18 protein-coding genes, 1 pseudogene, 1 riboswitch and 1 other annotated feature (1 of these 21 cut by a window edge) are annotated in these 20,834 nt (G+C 52.2%); of the genes and pseudogenes, 15 read left to right on the plus strand and 4 right to left on the minus strand.

Annotation, left to right across the window (positions count from 1 at the left end; all coding sequences use genetic code 11):
- Nucleotides 1-149 (plus strand) — a binding site (T-box leader) (it extends 96 nt beyond the left edge of the window).
- A gap of 40 nt (nt 150-189) precedes the next feature.
- The 5 genes from pheS (at nt 190) to crcB (ending at nt 5,466) form a co-directional block, all read left to right on the plus strand.
- Complete coding sequence (pheS, locus tag IC803_RS03325) at nt 190-1,224, plus strand: phenylalanine--tRNA ligase subunit alpha (RefSeq protein ID WP_081208309.1); 1,035 nt, start codon at nt 190-192, stop codon at nt 1,222-1,224.
- Between the two features lie 22 nt (nt 1,225-1,246).
- Nucleotides 1,247-3,661 carry a phenylalanine--tRNA ligase subunit beta gene (gene pheT, locus IC803_RS03330; RefSeq protein ID WP_081208311.1) on the plus strand — a complete coding sequence of 805 codons (2,415 nt, stop codon included), beginning with the start codon at nt 1,247-1,249 and terminating at the stop codon, nt 3,659-3,661.
- Nucleotides 3,662-3,746: 85 nt separating this feature from the next.
- Nucleotides 3,747-4,532 carry a molybdate ABC transporter substrate-binding protein gene (gene modA, locus IC803_RS03335; protein WP_081208313.1) on the plus strand — a complete coding sequence of 262 codons (786 nt, stop codon included), beginning with the start codon at nt 3,747-3,749 and terminating at the stop codon, nt 4,530-4,532.
- Nucleotides 4,533-4,584: 52 nt separating this feature from the next.
- Nucleotides 4,585-4,647: riboswitch (Fluoride riboswitch) on the plus strand.
- 46 nt (nt 4,648-4,693) lie between these two features.
- A complete protein-coding gene (locus IC803_RS03340; RefSeq protein WP_081208315.1) occupies nt 4,694-5,095 on the plus strand; it encodes a fluoride efflux transporter FluC in 402 nt (133 codons plus the stop codon).
- Complete coding sequence (crcB, locus tag IC803_RS03345) at nt 5,095-5,466, plus strand: fluoride efflux transporter CrcB (protein WP_081208317.1); 372 nt, start codon at nt 5,095-5,097, stop codon at nt 5,464-5,466. The genes IC803_RS03340 and crcB overlap by 1 nt, the downstream gene beginning before the upstream one ends.
- Nucleotides 5,467-5,707: 241 nt before the next feature.
- Here the strand turns inward: crcB and IC803_RS03350 are convergent, their stop codons facing one another.
- Nucleotides 5,708-6,463: a YibE/F family protein gene (locus IC803_RS03350; protein WP_081208319.1), complete on the minus strand. Its 756-nt coding sequence runs from the start codon at nt 6,461-6,463 to the stop codon at nt 5,708-5,710.
- Nucleotides 6,460-7,596 (minus strand): YibE/F family protein, encoded by a 1,137-nt coding sequence (locus tag IC803_RS03355; protein WP_081208321.1) that lies wholly within the window; start codon nt 7,594-7,596, stop codon nt 6,460-6,462. The genes IC803_RS03350 and IC803_RS03355 overlap by 4 nt, the downstream gene beginning before the upstream one ends.
- 527 nt (nt 7,597-8,123) lie before the next feature.
- Between IC803_RS03355 and IC803_RS03360 the strand changes: the two genes are divergently transcribed.
- The 4 genes from IC803_RS03360 (at nt 8,124) to IC803_RS03375 (ending at nt 13,948) form a co-directional block, all read left to right on the plus strand.
- On the plus strand, nt 8,124-8,576 hold the full coding sequence (locus IC803_RS03360) for a MarR family winged helix-turn-helix transcriptional regulator (RefSeq protein WP_081208323.1): 453 nt from the start codon (nt 8,124-8,126) through the stop codon (nt 8,574-8,576).
- Nucleotides 8,573-11,737: an MMPL family transporter gene (locus IC803_RS03365; protein WP_081208325.1), complete on the plus strand. Its 3,165-nt coding sequence runs from the start codon at nt 8,573-8,575 to the stop codon at nt 11,735-11,737. The genes IC803_RS03360 and IC803_RS03365 overlap by 4 nt, the downstream gene beginning before the upstream one ends.
- A gap of 270 nt (nt 11,738-12,007) precedes the next feature.
- The gene (locus IC803_RS03370) at nt 12,008-12,673 is read left to right on the plus strand and encodes a type 1 glutamine amidotransferase domain-containing protein (protein ID WP_081208327.1); all 666 of its coding nucleotides are present in this window, start codon (nt 12,008-12,010) and stop codon (nt 12,671-12,673) included.
- A 219-nt stretch (nt 12,674-12,892) separates the two neighbouring features.
- Nucleotides 12,893-13,948, plus strand: a complete 1,056-nt coding sequence (locus IC803_RS03375; RefSeq protein ID WP_190304258.1) for an RNA-guided endonuclease TnpB family protein — start codon at nt 12,893-12,895, stop codon at nt 13,946-13,948.
- Nucleotides 13,949-14,270: 322 nt separating this feature from the next.
- Here IC803_RS03375 and IC803_RS03380 read toward each other — a convergent pair whose 3' ends face one another.
- Nucleotides 14,271-15,185 (minus strand): AraC family transcriptional regulator, encoded by a 915-nt coding sequence (locus IC803_RS03380; protein ID WP_081208638.1) that lies wholly within the window; start codon nt 15,183-15,185, stop codon nt 14,271-14,273.
- A 220-nt stretch (nt 15,186-15,405) separates the two neighbouring features.
- Between IC803_RS03380 and IC803_RS03385 the strand changes: the two genes are divergently transcribed.
- From IC803_RS03385 to IC803_RS03400, 4 genes and pseudogenes are all read left to right on the plus strand, one after another.
- Nucleotides 15,406-16,257, plus strand: coding sequence for an aldo/keto reductase (locus IC803_RS03385; RefSeq protein ID WP_081208636.1), 852 nt, complete (start codon nt 15,406-15,408; stop codon nt 16,255-16,257).
- A 26-nt stretch (nt 16,258-16,283) separates the two neighbouring features.
- A complete protein-coding gene (locus IC803_RS03390; protein WP_190304259.1) occupies nt 16,284-17,273 on the plus strand; it encodes an aldo/keto reductase in 990 nt (329 codons plus the stop codon).
- Between the two features lie 262 nt (nt 17,274-17,535).
- On the plus strand, nt 17,536-17,700 hold the full coding sequence (locus tag IC803_RS03395; RefSeq protein ID WP_158083287.1) for a hypothetical protein: 165 nt from the start codon (nt 17,536-17,538) through the stop codon (nt 17,698-17,700).
- Between the two features lie 86 nt (nt 17,701-17,786).
- A pseudogene (locus IC803_RS03400) lies at nt 17,787-18,766 on the plus strand (aldo/keto reductase).
- A gap of 188 nt (nt 18,767-18,954) precedes the next feature.
- Here IC803_RS03400 and rnhC read toward each other — a convergent pair.
- Entirely contained in the window at nt 18,955-19,896 is a 942-nt protein-coding gene (gene rnhC, locus IC803_RS03405; protein ID WP_081208632.1) for a ribonuclease HIII, read from the minus strand.
- Between the two features lie 111 nt (nt 19,897-20,007).
- Between rnhC and zapA the strand changes: the two genes are divergently transcribed.
- Nucleotides 20,008-20,283, plus strand: coding sequence for a cell division protein ZapA (gene zapA / locus IC803_RS03410; protein WP_063165066.1), 276 nt, complete (start codon nt 20,008-20,010; stop codon nt 20,281-20,283).
- Nucleotides 20,276-20,815 (plus strand): CvpA family protein, encoded by a 540-nt coding sequence (locus IC803_RS03415; protein ID WP_081208630.1) that lies wholly within the window; start codon nt 20,276-20,278, stop codon nt 20,813-20,815. The genes zapA and IC803_RS03415 overlap by 8 nt, the downstream gene beginning before the upstream one ends.
- Nucleotides 20,816-20,834 lie beyond the last annotated feature (19 nt).

Consider the following 20,834-nt stretch of genomic DNA (forward strand, 5'->3'; position numbering starts at 1 on the left):
TCACCTCCCGAGTTGACACCGGGACCATCCCCCATAGGTGGGATGTAAAGGTGATCCGGCTTTTGGCCGTTATGGCAAGGAAGCGAACAGCGCGTCTTCATTGGCGCTGTTAACAAGGGTGGTACCGCGAGCAACAACTCGTCCCTTACTGGGGGCGGGTTTTTTTATTTTGTCAGAGGAGGGATTGGCGTGAAAGAACGGTTGCATGAACTCGAGCGAGAAGCGCTTGCAAAAATTGAACAAGCTGGCGATTTAAAAGCGCTCAATGATGTGCGCGTCGCCTATTTAGGCAAAAAAGGGCCGATTACCGAAGTGCTGCGCGGCATGGGAGCATTGCCGCCAGAAGAGCGTCCGAAAATCGGTGCGCTGGCCAATGAGGTGAGAGGGGCGATCCAACAGGCGCTTGAGGCAAAACAAACGAAACTGGAAGAAGAAGAAGTGGAGCGGAAGTTGGCGGCTGAAGCGATCGATGTGACGCTTCCGGGGCGTCCGGTGAAACTGGGCAATCCCCATCCGCTGACGCGCGTCATCGAGGAAATTGAAGATTTGTTCATCGGCATGGGCTATACGGTCGCCGAAGGGCCGGAAGTCGAGACCGACTATTACAACTTTGAGGCGCTCAATTTGCCGAAAGGCCACCCGGCCCGCGATATGCAAGACTCGTTTTATATTACGGAAGAAATGTTGCTTCGCACCCACACATCGCCGATGCAGGCGCGGACGATGGAGAAGCATCGCGGGCGCGGCCCGGTAAAAATCATTTGCCCGGGCAAAGTGTACCGCCGCGACACCGATGATGCGACCCATTCGCATCAGTTTACGCAAATTGAAGGGTTGGTGGTTGACCGCAACATCCGGATGAGCGACTTGAAAGGAACGTTGCGCGAATTTGCCCGCAAGCTGTTCGGCGAAGGGCGCGACATTCGTTTTCGACCGAGCTTTTTCCCGTTTACGGAGCCGTCGGTCGAAGTCGATGTGTCCTGCTTCCGCTGCGAAGGGCACGGCTGCAGCGTCTGCAAAGGCACGGGCTGGATTGAAATTTTGGGCGCCGGCATGGTGCACCCGAATGTGCTCGAGATGGCTGGGTTTGATTCAAAAACGTACACCGGATTTGCGTTCGGCATGGGGCCGGAGCGGATCGCGATGTTGAAATACGGCATTGACGATATCCGCCATTTCTATCAAAACGATCTTCGTTTCTTGCAACAATTTTTGCGTGTCTAACAGAAAAAAGGAGGGGTTATGAATGCTCGTTTCGTATCGTTGGCTAGGCGAATACGTCGATTTAACGGGCGTGACGGCCAAAGAACTCGCTGACCGCATCACCAAAAGCGGCATTGAAGTCGAGCGGATCGAGGTGCTCAACCGGGGAATGAAGGGAGTCGTCATCGGTCATGTGCTCGAATGCGAGCCGCACCCGAACGCCGACAAACTGCGGAAGTGCCTTGTTGATCTTGGCGAAAGCGAGCCGGTGCAAATCATTTGCGGCGCCCCGAACGTCGCCAAAGGGCAAAACGTCGCTGTCGCCAAAGTCGGCGCGGTGCTGCCGGGCCATTTTAAAATCAAACGGGCGAAGCTGCGCGGCGAAGAGTCAAACGGCATGATTTGTTCGCTCCAAGAGCTCGGTGTTGAGGCGAAAGTCGTGCCGAAAGAATACGCCGAAGGCATTTTCGTTTTCCCGAGCGACGCGCCGGTCGGCGCCGATGCGTTGGAATGGCTCGGCTTGCACGATGAAGTGCTCGAACTGGCCTTGACGCCCAACCGCGCTGACTGCTTAAGCATGATCGGCGTCGCTTACGAAGTTGCTGCGATTCTCGGCCGCGACGTGAAGCTGCCGGAAGCGGTGGTCAGGGAAAACAATGAAAAGATCCATGACTACATTTCCGTCCGCGTCGATGCGCCGGAAGACAATCCGCTGTACGCCGGGCGGATCGTGAAAAACGTCCAGATCGGTCCGTCGCCGCTTTGGATGCAAGCGCGCTTGATGGCGGCCGGCATTCGCCCGCACAACAATGTTGTCGATATCACCAACTACATTTTGCTTGAGTACGGCCAGCCGCTGCACGCGTTTGACTACGACCGCCTCGGTTCGAAGAAGATCGTCGTCCGCCGGGCGAAGGCAGGGGAAACGATCGTGACGCTTGACGATGCCGAGCGGAAGCTGACCGAAGATCATCTCGTCATCACGAACGGCCATGAGCCGGTCGCTTTAGCCGGCGTGATGGGCGGAGCCAACTCGGAAGTGCGCGATGACACGAAAACAGTGTTCATCGAAGCGGCGTATTTTACGAGTCCGGTCATTCGCCAGGCGGTAAAAGATCACGGACTGCGCAGCGAAGCGAGCACCCGCTTTGAAAAAGGGATCGATCCGGCGCGGACGAAAGAAGCGCTCGAGCGCGCCGCGGCGCTGATGGCCGAATACGCCGGCGGCGAAGTTGTCGGCGGCATCGTGGAGGCCAGTACATGGAAAGAGGAGCCGGTTGTTGTCACAGTGACGCTCGAACGCATCAACGGCGTCCTCGGCACAGTGATGACGAAAGAGGAAGTGGCTGACATTCTTTCGAACTTGCAATTCTCGTTTGCGGAAGACAATGGAACGTTTACAATTCACGTCCCATCGCGCCGCCGCGATATTGCGATCGAAGAAGATATCATCGAGGAAGTCGCCCGCCTGTACGGCTACGACCATTTGCCGGCGACGTTGCCGGTGGCCGAGGCAAAACCGGGCGAGCTGACGCCATACCAAGCGAAACGCCGCCGCGTCCGCCGCTATTTGGAAGGTGCCGGCTTGTTCCAGGCGATCACGTATTCGCTCACCAGCCCGGACAAAGCGACGCGGTTTGCTTTGGAGACCGCCGAACCGGTCCGATTGGCGCTGCCGATGAGCGAGGAGCGGAGCGTTCTCCGGCAAAGCTTAGTGCCGCATTTGCTTGAAGCAGCGAGCTACAACCGCGCCCGCCAAGTCGAGAACGTCGCTCTGTATGAAATCGGCTCCGTCTACTTGTCGAAGGGAGAAAACGTTCAGCCGGCGGAAAACGAGCGGCTTGCCGGCGTCATCACCGGTTTATGGCATGCTCACCTTTGGCAAGGGGAGAAAAAAGCGGCCGATTTCTATGTTGCAAAAGGTGTGCTTGACGGCTTGTTCGACCTGCTTGGGCTGTCTGATCGCATCAGCTACCGCCCGGCGAAGCGCGCCGACTTGCATCCGGGGCGGACGGCGGAGATTGCGCTTGACGGCAAGATGATCGGCTTTGTCGGCCAGCTCCACCCAGCCGCGCAAAAAGAGTACGATTTGAAAGAAACGTACGTCTTTGAACTCGCCTTGGCCGAGCTGTTGAACGCGGAAGGAGAAGCGATCCGCTACGAATCGATTCCGCGCTTCCCGTCGGTTGTGCGCGACATCGCTTTAGTCGTCGATGACAGCATCGAAGCAGACGCCCTCAAGCAGGCGGTCGAAGAAGCTGGGAAACCGCTGTTGAAAGAGGTTGCCCTCTTTGACGTCTACAAAGGCGACCGCCTGCCGGCCGGGAAAAAATCGCTCGCCTTCTCGCTCCGCTATTATGATCCGGAACGGACGCTCACCGATGAGGAAGTCACGGCTGTTCATGAGCGGGTATTGGCGGCGGTCGAAGAGCAGTTTGGCGCGGTGTTGCGTGGGTAATGTCGCAGCTGTAGAAGCAGGGAGCACGGGCAGCTCCCTGTTTTTCTATTCCGTCACACCGAAGCGTGCAAAAAGGGGGAGAACGATGCGAACCATTCAGGCCGCGATCATTGCCTTGCTTTTGCTTGCCGGGTTGTACGGATGCGCTGCGGGGCGGCCGGATGGCAGACAACAACCGGTTGAGCTCACCGTCTCAGCAGCTGCCAGTTTGCAAGACGCGCTAGAGGAAGTGAAAACCACCTTCGAGCGCGAGCATCCGAACATCCGCGTTCACTATAACTTTGGGTCATCCGGCGCCTTGCAAAAACAAATCGCGCAAGGGGCGCCGGTCGATTTGTTTTTCTCCGCCGCCGTCCTGCCGTTTGCGGAGCTGAAAAAGGAAGAATTGATTGATTCTGCGCATGAAAAAACGGTGCTGGCCAACGAACTCGTGCTCATTGTGCCAAAACAAGAAGAAGAGGCGATTCAGTCGCTCGATGACATCCTTCGCGCGAAACGGGTGGCCATTGGCATCCCTGAGTCGGTGCCGGCCGGCATATACGCGAAACAAACGCTTGAGCGCGCCGGGCTTTGGGAAACCGTCAAGCCGCGCCTCGTTTTGGCCAAAGACGTCCGCCAAGTGTTGACGTATGTCGAAACGGGCAACGTCGACGCCGGCTTTGTGTATCGGACGGACGCGCTTGTCTCCAGCAACGTGAAAATCGCGGCTGTGGTGCCTGATGAGATGCACGAACCGATCGTCTATCCGCTCGGTGTGGTCAAGACGAGCAAGCATCTGCAAGAAGCGCGCCAGTTTTATGCTTATTTAACGAGCGAACAAGCGTTGAAGCAGTTTGAACGGCATGGGTTTCGCCGCGCCCGGCAGCACTAAACAGGGGGTTCTTCACAACATCAGGGTATTTATGATAAAATAAAACTCGTTCAACATCATAGGCGATGGGGTTCGCCATAATCGCCGATTTCCGGCTGATGACTCCTGCTGCGTTTGCATGCGGCAGGAGTCTGTTTCTTTTTGGAAGGGAGGAACGGTCATTGGCTTATCTCGCTGTCGGCATCGCCGGTATGGTTGGTGCGCTTGTCCGCTATGTCGTTGGTCTTGGCGTTCCCGCTGCTGTCTGGCTGGGGGGGGTTCCGCTCGGAACGCTTTTGGTGAACTGGACAGGCGCGTTTTTGCTCAGCTGGCTGACGGTCGTTTTCACGCGCCGCCCCGCGTGGCCGCTGTGGTGGAAAACGGCGGTGACCACCGGTTTTGTCGGCTCGTATACGACGTTTTCCACCCTTAGCGTAGAGTGTGTGGAATTGCTGGAACAAGGACGATGGGGCATGGCCGCTGTTTATATCGCGGCCAGTTTGTTTGGCGGCTTAGCCGCCTCATGGACTGGATATGCCTTGGCCCAACAGGGCGGTCAAGGACGAAAGGAAGGGGAGGAATGATGATGGCGCCATGGTTGGTGATGATTGGCGGCTTTTTCGGCGCCATGGCCCGCTACGCCGTCAGTCGCTGGGCCGCCCGGCGTTCGCCGCGTTTCCCGCTCGGGACGCTCATTGTTAACCTACTTGGCTCGTTTTTGCTCGGCTGGCTTGCTGGAAGCGGCGCCGCCGATGCTGAAAAACTGCTTGTCGGCACCGGTTTTATGGGGGCGTTTACGACGTTTTCCACCTTAAAATGGGAGAGCGTGCAAATGATGCAGCAAAAACAACAGGGAAAAACGAGGACTTATTTGGTGCTCGCTTACTCTTATTTGGTCGTTACCTACTCGTTTGGCGTGTTGTTAGCATGGCTTGGCTACCATCTTGGGCGTTGAACGTTTCCCAAAAAGCAGCCCATCAAAAAAAGCGGATCGGTGTATACAGCAAGGCATGGAGCGTAACACGATGTTAAACTTTCATCGCCGAAAATGATGGATAAAGCAGTGATGGCAGCAAGGCGTTGTTACCAAAATTCCTATCCATCCGGATGTTCACTTCTTCCAAACGCCGATCCGCTAAACGGGGTGCCGACGAACGACTATGATGTCAATGAAAACAACATTGATAACATTTGTTTCAACCCTTTTTTACTAAAAAATAAGCGGTCACCCATGAAGTAATTGGAATAGTCGATGCTACACCAATCCCAGCAAAAAAGATCGCAATCATTTCTGCGCTAAATATTTTTGAATTTACGATTTGATCGATAGAGTAGGATAAATCTTTAAACCATATAAGCAATGCCAAATAGCTGCCGAAGAAGGCGAAAAACAACGTATTTGTACTTGTTCCTAATAGATCCCTCCCAATACGTAAACCGAAGGCAAACAAATCTTTCCTGCTAATGGATGGATGATGATGGAATATTTCGCGCATTGGAGATGAAATGGCAATCGCCGTATCCGTAATCGCACCTATTGTACTCATAATAATGACAGCTGCTCCGATTTTCACAAAGTCTATTCCAATATAAAGGGAAAAGGTGGAAATTCCCTCCGCTTCCTCTTCGCCAAATCCTTGAATCATAGCATTTTCAGTCACAATGACAATAAAGAAGAGGAGGATCACCACAGTGGCCATGCTAGAAATGAAGGCAGTGATTGTTTTTGTGCTCACTCCATTGATGTAAAAAAGGCTAATACAGCTGATCAACGTGGATGCAATCAATGTTAAGATAATCGGATCAGCTTTTGGAATCATCAGAATCAGTATAGTAAGTATGAGCACGCCAAAGTTGAAGAATATGGCCAAGAAAGATCGTGCCCCTTTTTTTCCGCCAACAAAGACCATCAGAATGAATAAAATGGTTCCTAACCAGAATAATGTATTCATGCTCTTGCCCTCTTTCTCTTAATGAAAAAAATAGTCGTATATAATCCTATTGGGATTGTAATCACGATTCCAATCCCCCCAGCTAAAGCTCTAGCCAATTCCAATGAAAGATTCATCGAAAGGGTGAACATTAAGGGGGTGGCATTTTTCAAATACAAAATAAGCATAGGGATGGAGCCGCTTATATAGGCAAAAAACAAAATATTTGTCATCGTTCCCATGATATCCTTCCCTATCTCCATTCCCGAAGCTTTCAGTGCTTTGATCGATATGTTGTTATTCTTTTCATACAATCCAAAAATGGAAGAGGACATTGTAATTGCCACATCCATTACAGCTCCTAAAGATCCGATAAATACTCCGGCCATAAACACGACTTTATAAGGACGAGTTACAAATTGCATTTCCTCATATCGAAGGCCTTGTTCTGAAGTTAATTGCATGACAAGATAAGTGATCAACAACGACATAAACGTTCCTAGCAAGGTGGCAACAATAGCGGCATATGTTTTTTCATTAAACCCGTTAACGAGCAATAAAGAAATGGTGGTAAACAAAATAATACTAATGCCGCATATGATTAAGAGACTGATGCCGGATGTATTGAGATAAACATCCAATGCATATGATAACAAAATGGAGTTGACGGCTAAACTTATAATCGACAACAATCCTTGCTTTTTCCCGATGAGAAGTAAAGTCAAGATGAAAACCCATGCCGCCATCAATACGTATTTGTCACGTTTTACACCTTGGATAGTTCCAGTTAAATGTGAGTTTTCGTTTCTATTTGCATCAATCGAAACAAACAATTCATCTCCAACACGATATTCTTGATCATAAGCTTTAGATGAGGAATACTGGTTAGTTAAGTGAATAAGCTGTCCTTTTTGGTCGCCATTTTTCAATTGAGCAATGATGCGTTGGGTGAATAGACGATCTTCATTTTCATACATATCAGTTACTTTCGTTGTATCTGTAAGTTCTGTTTTGATCACTTTGGCAATGGGACGATCATAGAAGGGATGATTGTAGTTAACAAAAAGAACGGAGGCTGCAAAACAAATTCCTATGAGCGCGTACAACAAAATTTGTTTGTGAGACATTTTTTTTAATTTGTCCTTCCATAACATTCGAAAAAACCCCCAAATGTAGGAATGAATTCACCCGGCTTTTGTATTATTGGCCATGAATTTAGTAAGAAGTTTGTTAATAGGAGCATTGGTGTAGGCGATGGCAGCCTTCCCTCGCAGGGGCTCAAACGAACCATCATATTAATATCAATGGCCCTAGAATAACAAGGAAGTTTTCAAGGAGTCAAGGAAAGTTCTCTTCTCGTCCGCAAAAAGTGTCCTCTAGAACCGTCGGCGAATGTTTTTCTATGCTTCTTTAGAAGGGTGGTGAAAATCGCTGCCTCTTACCAATGGTAGTTTTAGAGAACTGCAAACATCAAACGTTTATCTATTAGCGCAAAAAAGGGGGACTACAGAGGTTAGGCTGCGGGGGATACGATGATGTGAAAAAACGATTGATTTTTCCTTTCATCCTTGTTACGTTAATAGTGATAATGGTTCAATAGTTGAACTAAATGGACAAATCGAGTGAGCGAATTGATCAGGCTGGCAAATGGTTCAACTAGTGAATGATCGGAGGTGAGCAGATGGCAGAAAGAAACATCGACGAGTGGATCGACCGCTATTTGTCCGTTTCGTTTCTCGTGATGAAGCGCGGAGCGGCGCTTGTCAAAGACAGCCTTTGCGAAGAGATGACGCATGACCAATATTATTTGCTTCGCTATATTCGCCGGCGGGGGACGTGCACGTCAACCGAGCTGGCGGCGATGTTTGGCGTGAACAAAAGCGCGGTGACAGCGATGACGAACCGTCTTGTCGACAAAGGCTGGCTGCGCCGCGACCGTGATGAGAGCGACCGGCGTGTTGTGGCCTTATCGCTGACGCCACAAGGAGAGGAATGGGTGGCGGAGATGGACCGCGGCGTCTATCGGCTGGTGGAAGAGGTGATCGCTCGCTTTCCAGAGGAAGAAATCGAAACGTTCATCCGGACGTATGAAAAACTGGCCCGCGTGCTGCAGGAGGTGGAGGAAGCGAGATGAGGGCGATCATCAAAGGGAAATGGTTTGTGCTTGTGACTTGGATCATCACCGCGGCCGTATTGGTGGTGACTGCTCCAAACATGGGTGCGCTCGTCCGTGAAAAAGGGCAGCTGAGCGTGCCGGACGGCTATTCGTCGTCGATGGCGGCACAATTGATTAAAGAGGCAAACGAGCAAAAAAACAAAGAAAATGAACGCTCCGCCGTGCTCGTCTTTTACCAGAAAGACGGATTGACGGCGGAAGACAAACAAGAAATTGAGCGGGCGGTGAACGCGCTCGAAAAGGAGAAAAGCGATCTCCATATCACGAACATCGTTTCCCCGTTTGCCAACCCGGAGCTGGAAAAAGAGCTTTTGTCAAAAGACAATACAACGATGCTCGTTTCCATCAGCATCGACCCGGCCGGGCGGACGGCGAAGCAGTTGACCGACGCGTTGTATGAAGCGGTGGACGGCGTCAAGGTCGAGCATTATTTCACCGGCGGGTGGATGATCGATGAAGATGTGGTGACAAGCTCGCTCGAAGGCGTCAAGAAGACGGAAGGGATTACGATCGTCTTCATTTTGCTTGTTCTGCTCGCTGTATTCCGTTCACCGGTAGCCCCGCTGATTCCATTGGTGGCGGTCGGGGCGACGTATGCCGTTTCACAGTCGATCGTTGCTTTTTTGGTTGACAACGTGAACTTTCCGCTATCAACGTTTACGCAAATCTTTTTAGTCGCCGTTTTGTTTGGCATTGGGACCGACTATTGCATTTTGCTGCTGAGCCGGTTTAAAGAAGAGTTGGCGAAACTTGGTGATCGGACAGAAGCGATTGTTGTCACGTACCGGACGGCGGGGAAAACGGTGTTGGCGAGCGGATTGGCGGTGATGATCGGTTTTGCGGCGATCGGACTGTCGACATTTAAGTTGTACCAATCGGCAGCAGCCGTCGCCGTCGGGGTGGCAGTGTTGCTTGTGGCGCTTGTGACGCTCGTGCCGTTTTTTATGGCCGCGCTCGGCGAAAAACTGTTTTGGCCGGTTCGCGGAAAGCTTGAGCACGGACAAAGCCGGCTTTGGCTGGCGGCTGGACGGTTTGCGTTCGCCCGTCCGCTGCTGGCGCTCGCCATCGTCGCAGCGGTAACGGTGCCGGTGCTCGTGACGTACGATGGCAAACTGTCGTTTGATTCAATGGAAGAAATCGGCGACCATTATCGCTCGGTTAAAGCGTTTGACATTATTGCCGACCACTTCAATCCGGGGGATGCGATGCCGACGCAAATCGTGGTAAAAGGCAAGCAGCCGCTCGATTCTGAAGAAGGGTTGGCGCTCATCGAAAAAATCAGCCGCGAGGTTGAGAAAGTCGACGGCGTGGCAAGCGTCCGCTCGGCAACGCGCCCGACCGGCGAGCCGATTGAACAGCTGCTTGTCACCGAGCAGGCCAAACAACTGAAAGACGGCCTTGGCGCCGGCAAAGACGGCATCGAAAAAATCGGTGCTGGGCTCGAAACGGCAAGCAATAAGCTCTCCGCTTCCGCGCCGCAGCTGAAGCAAGCGTCATCCGGCATCGGCCAGCTCGTCTCGGGAACGGAGCAGTTAAAAAACGGAATCGTCAAGCTGCAAAATGGCCTTAGTCAAATCGAACAAGGCGTGCGCCAAGGAGCGATGGGCGCCGGCGAATTGAAAAAAGGCTTGGCGACACTGCGCGACAATGCCAAAAAACTGCAAGACGGCGCCACGCAGCTGCTTAGCGGCTACAAGCAAGCCGAACAAGGCTTAGCGGCGCTCAGCAGCCAATACAAGCAAGTCGAAACAGGCTTAAAGGCGGTTGCCGATCAGCTCGCGGCTGTGCAAATGATGCTTGCGCAAGTCGAGCAGTCGCATCCGGAGCTCGGTCAAGACGCGCAATATCAACGGGCGAAAATGACGGTCGCTGCTTTATCTGATCAAGTGAAGCAAATGGCGGCTGGCCTCGCACAGTTGAACGGGGCGCTTGACCAAACGCGCACCGGCCTAGCGAAAGCGAATGAGTCGTTTGCCCAACTCACCGCCGGTCAAGCAGCGGTCAACGGCGGTTTAGACAAGGTGATCGTTGGGCTTGATGAACTGGCGGTTGGCTTGACGAAAGCAGCCGACGGCCAACAACAAGCCATTGATCAGCTGCCGCAATTTACAGCCGGCCTCGAGCAAGTCAATGGCGGCCAGCGACAGCTTCTTGAGCATTTCTCGGCGCTTGGCGGTCAGCTCAGCCAGCTTGTCAACGGCCTGGATCAAAGCGCGTCCGGTTTGCGGCAAGTGGCCAACGGCCTTGGGACGGCGGAGGTGTATTTGGCTGACTTGTCATCGGCGCCGGTGAAGGAAATGGCCGGCTGGCATATGCCGAAAGCGGCGCTTGAAAGCAAAGAGTTTGCGCAGGCGAAGGACGCGTATATGTCGAAAGACCGGCGCATTGTCACGTTCGATGTCATTTTAGATGAAAATCCGTATTCCATATCGGCGCTCGGCCGCATTGATGACATTCGCGCCGCCGCGGAACGGGCGGTGAAAGGAACGAAATGGGAAGGCGCGACGATCGCTGTCGGCGGCGTCACGAGCGTGTACGCCGATTTGCGGGCGATTTCGAACGCCGACTATCGACATACCGTGGTGCTTATGCTTATTGGCATCGCCATCGTGTTGGCGGTGCTGCTCCGTTCGCTCATCATGCCGCTGTATTTGATGCTGTCGCTTGTATTAACCTATTACACGTCTATGGCTGTCACCGAGCTGATTTTCGTCAACGACCTCGGCTATGCCGGTTTGAACTGGGCAGTATCGTTTTTCGCCTTCGTTTTGCTTATGGCGCTCGGCATCGATTACAGCATCTTTCTGATGGACCGGTTCAACGAATACCGCGGCCGGCCGGTGAAAGAAGCGATGCTGTCGGCGATGGGACATATGGGGACGGTCATCATCTCGGCCGCCGTCATTTTAGGCGGAACGTTTGCCGCGATGTATCCGTCCGGGGTCTTGTCACTTTTACAAATTGCGACGATTGTGCTGACAGGGCTTTTGCTTTACGCGCTAGTCGTCCTGCCGCTGTTCGTCCCGGTCATGGTCCGCACGTTCGGCCGCGCGAACTGGTGGCCGTTTGGGCAACCGACGGGTGAGACAGCCGGATTGGAACAACAAAAAATCAGTTAAGAAGACAGGCCAACGAGGATGTCCCAAAAGGATCGGGACATCCTCCGGCCTCAAAGCGTACGCGTAGGTGGGAGAGCGTTCAAAAGCCGGAAGAGGCAAAGTCGTTCAAAGAGAGAGTGAAAGAAGACGTGGAGGAATGACGTTTTCGTTTCCTCCACTGATTTTGATCAAGAGCGATTCGATTTCACAAGCATATTTTTTCCGTTTTTGCCCAATGTAAAGTATGATGAGTGGTAGAGAACATTCTAGAACCTAGGGAGGAATGCGGGCATGACGAAACGGGTGCTTATGGTGGTGACGAATCATACGACGATCACCGACGACCACAAAACCGGGCTTTGGCTTGAAGAGTTTGCCGTGCCGTACTTGGTGTTTCAAGAAAAAGGGTATGACGTGAAAGTGGCAAGCATCAAAGGCGGCGATGTGCCGTTGGATCCGCGCAGCATCAATGAAAAAGACCCGTCTTGGGCCGAGGCGGAAGCGGCGCTGCAAAACACGGCGCGCTTAAGCAAAGACGATGCGAACGGGTTTGACGCCATTTTTCTCCCCGGGGGACACGGGACGATGTTTGATTTCCCGGACAACGAAACGCTGCAATACGTCTTGCAGCAGTTCGCCGAAGACGGGCGCATCATTGCCGCTGTCTGCCATGGGCCGTCAGGGCTGGTGAACGCGACATACAAAGACGGGACACCGATCGTGAAAGGAAAAACGGTCACATCGTTTACGGATGAAGAAGAACGTGAAGTCGAGTTGGATGTGCATATGCCGTTTTTGCTTGAATCGACCTTGCGTCTGCGCGGGGCGAATTTCGTCCGCGGCGAGAAATGGACGGATTTTTCGGTGCGCGACGGCAACTTGATCACCGGGCAAAACCCGCAATCGAGCCGGAGCACGGCGGAAAAAGTTGTCGCGGCGCTCGAGGAACAAGCATGAGGGAGCGATTGACAGACAGTTGGAGAGACATGGGCGGAATGTACAGCCGCTCGTCCATGACAAGACGCGTCCAAGCAGCGGGGCGCGTCTTATTTTTTTACAGACCCGCGAGCGAGAAAGCCCACTTCTTTAGGGGTGGGATGAAAGCGAGCCGTTTTCTGAATATTGAATGATTCTGAAAAAAATGGTATCCTGTCATCGCTAGAAGGAGGTGAATCCATGCCGCCGATCACACTAAGGCTGGAGCTGCACAACCCAACGAACGTCAAACAAGACATGTACGAACGGATGACAGAAGTGAATACAGCGTTTGCGAATTGGCTGTTGGATCATCCTAAGCTGAATCAAGCGACGAGCAAAATTTTTAAAGAGTTCTCGTCGCAGCGGTTTCCTTCTGCCGTCGTGAATCAGACGATTCGAGAAGTAAAGTCCCAAAAGAAAAAACAAAAGGCAAAGAAGTTTCGAACATTATGGTGTTGCTTTAACAATCAAAACGTGAAGGTGGAAAAGAAAGGAGCGTTCTACACGGTTTCCTTCCCCACACTGGAGAAGCGAATCGGCGTGCCGGTCGTCACGCGCCCCTATCAAGAAGCATGGCTGAATCGGCTGATCAATGGAACCGCCAAACAAGGGGCCGCCAAGCTCTACAAAAAGAGAAAGAAATGGTGCTTGGCGATCGCGATCACCTTTGAAGTGAAGCCGCGACACGAAACAAAGGTGATGGGGGTTGACCTTGGGCTTCGCTATATCGCCGTGGCCAGCGTGGGAACGAAATCGTTGTTTTTCAAGGGCAGCCAATGCGCTTTTGTGCGCCGACGATATGCGGCTTTGCGGCGAACGTTGGGCAAAGCCAAGAAGCTCCATATGATTCGCAAAATCGGCCGTAAAGAGTCCCGCTGGATGAAGGATCGAAACCATAAAATCAGCCGTCAAATCGTCCGTTTTGCCCTCGCCAACGGTGTTGGCGTGATTCGGATGGAAGAGTTGACAGGGATTCGAAAGCGGGCAGCATCGGCCAAAGAAGCGGGACGAAGTCTTCATTCCTGGTCGTTTCATCAACTGCAAACGATGATTGCCTATAAAGCGGAGATGGCAGGGATTCGGGTCGAGTGGGTGAAGCCGACCTATACAAGCCAAACATGCCGATGCGGGCATCGAGAGAAAGCGAACCGAAACGGCATCCGCTTCCGATGCCAAAAGTGCGGATACACTCTCCATGCTGACTTGAATGGCGCGATCAACATCGCCAAAGCGATTTCGGGTTTGAGCGCCTAACCTAGTGCACTGGTCACAGGTGCGCCGCCCATCGGGGTACATCCTAACCCGATGGGACGGGGTGATGACACACCCCTGAACTTGGGCGTTGTCCGAACCAGAAATGGAGGAGGGCGTTAACGACCCAAGAATCCCACGCCCTTTAGGCGTGTGGAGTGTCAAAAATTCCGTATCCGTGTTCATTAATCAACAAATTGTTCCACTTTAACTATTTATTGGAAGATGGACTTTGTTATCATAATAAACAGGAATGTGGGCGGAGCTTTTCAAAATCTTTGAGTCGCGCAAGGAGAGGCCTGAGAACAACCGGCCTCTCTTTCATCTAAGCATTGGCTCTGTCTCCATATTCGGCCCGCAAACGTTTCGCATCTTCTTTCGGCGGTCGTCCGAATAGGCGGGCATATTCGCGGCTGAACTGTGACGGGCTTTCATAGCCGACTTGAAAGGCGACATCAGCGGCATCGATCAACTCCGTTAACAAGAGCCGCCGGGCTTCCTGAAGCCGCAGCTGTTTTTGAAACTGAATCGGGCTCATCCCTGTCACCTCTTTAAAATGACGATGGAGCGATGCTGTACTCATATGAGATAAATCAGCCAACTCTTCGATGCGGATCGGTTGATGATAGTGTTCTTTAATATATTCGATGACATGATGAATTTGGCGGGCATGGCTGTTTTGGATGGCCATTTGTTTGAGAACGTCGCCATACGGCCCTTGCAACACACGGTACAAAATTTCTTTCTGATACATCGGCGCTAAAACGTCGATATCGTTTGGAGCGTCAAGCAAGCGGATGAGCCTAGTGACGGCATCAAGCAAATCAGGTTCAATTTGGCTGACAAACATTGCTCGCTTTGGCTTTTTCAACGGACGAATGTGGCTTTCGGCGTGCTGTAGCAGATCGATGATTTGCTGAAGCTCCATTTCCAGCCGCAAGGCTAAATACGGCGTCTGTTCGCTTGCTTCGACCACTTGGGAAATAACCGGCAAATCGACAGAGGCGACAAGATAGTGGGTCGGATTGTACGTAAACCGTTCCCCTGCCAGCCAGACATCTTTTCTGCCTTGCACGATTAGGCAAAATGCCGGGCGTTGGACGCCATGCTTCGGTGTTGTCGGATGCGATTCGCGAAACAGAAGGAGCGATGGGATCTTGGTTTCGTAAACGCCGTCTTTTCCTGTATGGCGCTCGATGAACGCCGCCAATTCATGTTGCTGTTCGATGATTGATTTCAATCGTTTCTCCCCCTTCCACTACCACTATTTTACTCAACTTTCTTCTGCGGCTGAAAGAGGTTTGAGAGAATTAGGCAATCATTTGCGAGAATTGTGATACCGGTTGCGGTGCAAAAAAGCGCATAATCACATTGTGAGGAGCGCTCTCCGCGACGATGTTCGCTGTCTGTCATTGATACGTCAACATGATAACCAAATTGAGGCAAGGAGGAAGAGAACGATGCAAATGGTTGTGTTAAACAACGGCGTCAAGATGCCGATACTAGGGTTCGGCGTCTATCAAATCACCGACCAGCAATTGTGTGAACAATGCGTCTATGACGCGCTCATGATCGGCTATCGCCTCATTGATACGGCTGCATCGTATCAAAACGAAGCGGCGGTCGGGCGGGCGATCAAACGGAGCGGCATTCCAAGGGAAGACATCTTTGTGACAACGAAGCTATGGATTCAAGATGCCGGTTATGAGAGCACGAAAAAAGCCTTTGCGAGATCGCTGGAGCGGCTGCAGCTTGATTACATCGATTTGTACCTCATTCACCAGCCATTTGGGGATGTATACGGTTCCTGGCGCGCCATGGAGGAGCTGTATCGCGAGGGGAAAGTTCGCGCGATTGGGGTGAGCAACTTCTACATGGACCGTCTCATCGATTTGATTCTTCATCATGACGTAACCCCGGCGGTCAATCAAATTGAAACCCATCCGTTCTGCCAGCAAATAGAAAGTGCCGAGTTCATGAAACAGCATGGTGTCCAAATCGAGTCATGGGCGCCTTTTGCGGAAGGGAGAAACAATATTTTCGAAAATGAAGTGCTGACATCAATTGCGAAAAAGCATAACAAATCAGTCGCCCAAGTCATTTTGCGCTGGCTGACGCAAAGGGGGATTGTGGCGATTCCAAAAACCGTGCACAAAGAGCGCATGGTGGAAAACGTCCAAATCTTTGATTTTGCGCTTGACCAAGAGGACATGAACAACATCGCCACGCTCGATACGAAGCAAAGCTTGTTCTTTTCCCATCGCGATCCGGAAATCGTGAAATGGCTTTGCCAGCGCCGATTGGAGATATAACAGAAAATAAAGGAGGAGCGAAGAGGGTGCAAAAACGCCAATTAGGCAAAAGCGGATTGGAAGTGTCTGCAATTGGGCTCGGCTGCATGGGGATGAGCTACGGCTATGGACCGGCTGCGGACAAAAAAGAGATGATTGCGCTCATTCGTGCTGCTGTAGAGCTTGGGGTCACGTTTTTCGATACAGCGGAAATATATGGACCGTACGTGAATGAGGAATTGGTCGGCGAGGCGCTCGCTCCGTTCAAAGGAGAAGTGGTCATTGCCACGAAATTCGGCATTCAAATGAAAGACGGCAAACAAGTGCTCGACAGTAAGCCCGAGACGATTCGCCACTCGGTCGAAGGTTCATTGAAACGGCTGAAAGTGGAAACCATTGACCTGTACTATCAACATCGGGTCGACCCGAATGTGCCGATCGAGGAAGTGGCGGGAGTGATCCAAGATTTAATGAGAGAGGGGAAAATCCGCCATTGGGGGTTGTCAGAAGCCGGCGTGCAAACCATTCGTCGCGCCCATGCGGTGCAGCCGCTTACAGCGGTTCAAAGCGAATACTCTTTATGGTGGAGAAGTCCCGAAGAAGAGCTGTTGCCTGTGCTTGAAGAGCTTGGCATCGGCTTCGTGCCGTTTAGCCCGCTCGGCAAAGGATTTCTGACGGGAACGATTGATCAGAACGCGACGTTCGCCGAATCCGATTTCCGCCGTATTGTGCCGCGGTTCCAGCTGGAAAATATCACGGCCAATCAAGTGCTGGTCGAGCTCATCAAGCAGATTGCGGCCGAGCATCGAGTGACGCCGTCCCAAATTGCTTTGGCATGGCTATTGGCGCAAAAACCATGGATCGTACCGATTCCGGGAACGCGCAAACTAGAGCGCCTCGAAGAAAATCTAGGCGCGTTGGAAGTCGTATTGACGGAGGAGGAATGGCAAGAGTTGAACGATGCCCTCGCCAACATCGACATTGCCGGCGACCGTTATCCGGCTGGTTCGGACTTTGCCAATCGGGTAGGCCAATAGCGCCGGGAGGCAACGGTTGCTTCTTTGACTGCTGGATAGAAGTTGTCTATTTGTCGATCCGCTTTTTTACTGCGGTAAAAGTCAATGTTCGCCCCAACGATGGTGCACATTTTCAAACGTTCTGTTCATGAATGGGGATATCGGGCTCATTTAGCCATTGGGGTTTCCATGTTTTGACGTATAATGATAGGCAAATATCTTTTTGAGTCAAAGCGAAACGAGAAGTCTGCTTGGAATGTTTTACTAAAAAGAGGAATGGTCGTTGGAACGGCTATGGACGAAATCGTTTCTTCCCATTGAGGCGGCGACCGATGTTGACATCGGATTTGGAACGATTTGTTTGGATGAATTTCCACGCACATCGGCTACTCGGCTGTGTTTCGATGCAGTGCTTTGGTTGTTGTCGTTTCTTCTGCCGTGTTCATAGTGTTTTGAAAACGAATGACAGCGAACGATCGCTGCCGATCGCAAACGGTGTAGAGTGAAAGAAAGGGGAAGAAGGGGGGGAACGATATGGAATATGTGAAACTTGGGAAAACTGGTTTGGACGTGTCTCGCATTTGCCTTGGCTGCATGAGCTTCGGCGTCGCCGATCGATGGATTCACCCGTGGGTGCTAGATGAGTAGAAAAGCCGTCCGATCATCAAAAAAGCTCTTGAGTTGGGATTCACTTTTTTGATACGGCCAATGTGTATTCTGACGGAACGAGCGAGGAAATGATCGGGCGCATTTTAAAAGAGTACGCTAATCGTGATGAAATCGTCATCGCCACGAAAGTGTATTTCTCTGTGCACGAAGGACCCAATCAGAAAGGGCTGTCCCGAAAAGCCATCATGAGCGAGATTGACAAAAGTTTGAAACGTTTAGGCACCGATTATGTCGATTTGTACCAAATCCACCGATGGGACTATGATACGCCGATCGAGGAAACGATGGAAGCGCTGCATGATGTGGTGAAAGCGGGAAAAGCGCGGTACATCGGCGCCTCTTCGATGTACGCCTGGCAGTTTTTAAAAGCCAACCACACAGCAGAAAAACACGGGTGGACGAAATTTGTGTCGATGCAAAATCATTACAACCTCATTTATCGTGAGGAAGAGCGGGAAATGCTGCCACTTTGTCAAGAGGAAAACATTGCCGTGATTCCATACAGCCCGCTGGCGTCAGGAAGACTGACGCGCGAAGCGTCAGAAATAACGCATCGTTCCGAAACTGACCAAGTTCAACGATCGAAATACGATGCCACGGCCGAAGCAGATCGAGTGATCATCGAACGGGTCGCTGAGCTTGCCAAAAAGCATGGCGTGAAGCGCGCACAAATCGCGCTTGCCTGGCTGCTGCATAAAGAACCGGTCACCGCGCCGATCGTCGGGGCGACGAAGCTGTCCCATCTCGAAGAGGCAGTCGGTGCGCTATCACTTTCATTAGTGCCGGAAGAAATCGCTTATTTAGAAGAACCGTATGTGCCGCATCCCGTCGTTGGTCATCGCTAACCTAGAGAAAAAGGCTGTCCGAAAAGCCCGGCTCGCCGGATTGGATGGGACAGCCTTTTGGTTGTTTGCCGTTCTTTCACAACATCCCAACATGCCGCGGCGATGAAAGCGGCGTTGTTCAGCCACGGCGGGCCGGCCCTTGTAGCGAAGCCGACGCTAACGTTTCCCATGGACGCGGATCGAAACGATTACCGGCGCTTGGCGATCGACAAGGCTTTTTTCGTGTTAGCGAAATGAAGCTTGGCGCACGTCGCAAGCACCTTCTCCCCTCGCTCGTGGATGATTCGGGCGGCGGCTTCATCGACGACAGCACCGGCGCCTTTCGGGAGCGGGAAGCCGATGGTGCGGGATAATCGCTCCATCTCTTCTAAAAACACATAGCGGGCGATGATCGAAGCCGCGGCCACTGCCACGTGCACGCTTTCTGCTTTCGGCAGGCAATGCACCCGCTCGCTGACGATGCGGTTTTCCCCAGCAAGGTAGCGGAAATACGGGTCGCGTTCTAAAAATTGGTCGATGATGATCGCTTCCGGTTCGATCGGCGCGATGGCGTCAACAAGTTTCGCGAGCGTCTGGTTATGAAGCAGCGCCTTCATTTTCGTCTGCGGCATGCCGCTTTGCTGCCAGCGGTTGTATTTGGGGTTGTCAAGCGTGTTGACCGCATGCGGCACGGTTTCCATGATGGCTGGTGCGATCCGCGTGATCGCCTCGTCGCTAAGCAGCTTCGAATCTTTCACACCAAGCGCCATAATCCGCTCTAGGTGGGCGCGGTCGACGTAGGCGGCGGCGACGACGATTGGGCCGAAATAGTCTCCGGTGCCGACTTCATCGGAGCCGATGGCGGAAAGATTGCCGAGTTTTTGTTCCGACAGGGCGGCTGCTTTGACGCGGTTCTCGTTCTCCGGCTTGTTTTTCGGTGCCACATGATTCTCCATCCATTTCCTCGCTTCTTGCTCCGCCGCTTTCCCCTGAAACAGCACTTTCCCCGAGCGGTAGGCGGTAATCGTGACATCCGGGCGCTTGACGGCAAACAACGCTCCAGGCGGAAGCCGGTCGATGAAAGCGTCTCTGTAGTGGGCGCGCAAGGCGTCAAGCAGCTGTTGGTCGGCTCGAATCACATAGTTTGACAATGTTCGCTCTCTCCTTTATCCTCTTCTGGATCCCTTTGTGTCGCATCTTTCCATTATACCAGCGTTCGTGATATGATAAACAGTAGGATTTGGCGAAATGGGGGAGAAAGCTTGACAAAACAGCCAAAAACGCGGGTGAGCGTCCGCATCTACGGTCAAGACTATACGATCGTCGGCACGGAAAGCCCGGCCCATATCCGGCTCGTGGCGGCGTTCGTTGACGATAAAATGCACGAGTTCAGCGAAAGAAACCCGATGCTTGATGTACCGAGGCTGGCCGTGTTGACGGCCGTCAATATCGCCAACGAATATTTAAAGCTGAAGCAAGAGTACGATCGGCTTGCGGCTAAGCTGAAAGAGGAAAAGGATGGGGAAGACGATGATTGATGTCGTGCTTTTATTTGTCCTGCTGTTAGGCGCGATGATCGGACTGAAGCGCGGTTTTATTCTCCAATTTATCCATATGGCCGGGTTTCTCATCGCCTTTTTTGTCGCTTATAAGTACTATGAGCGGTTTGTGCCGACGCTGCGCCTTTGGATTCCGTATCCGACGTTCGGCGATCCGGAGACGGTGAAGCTGTTGTTTCAGAGCACGCATTTAGATGACGCGTATTACCGCGCGATTTCGTTCGCCCTTTTGTTTTTTGTTGTGAAAATCGTGCTCCAGATCATCGGTTCCATGTTGGATTTTGTCGCCCAGCTGCCGCTGCTGCGCAGCGTCAACCGCTTGGCGGGGGCGGCGCTCGGATTTGCGGAAGTGTATTTGCTTGTCTTTTTGCTTTTGTATATCGGTGCGCTCGTGCCCATTGACAGCGTTCAAGAGCAGCTGCAGCGTTCGCTCATGGCAACCGTGATTGTGAAACATACGCCGGTGTTGTCGGAGATGCTTGACAACTGGTGGATTCATGGCCGCGTCTAACCGAGCGCGGCCGCGGTGG

Source organism: Geobacillus sp. 46C-IIa (assembly GCF_014679505.1).
Taxonomy (GTDB): domain Bacteria; phylum Bacillota; class Bacilli; order Bacillales; family Anoxybacillaceae; genus Geobacillus.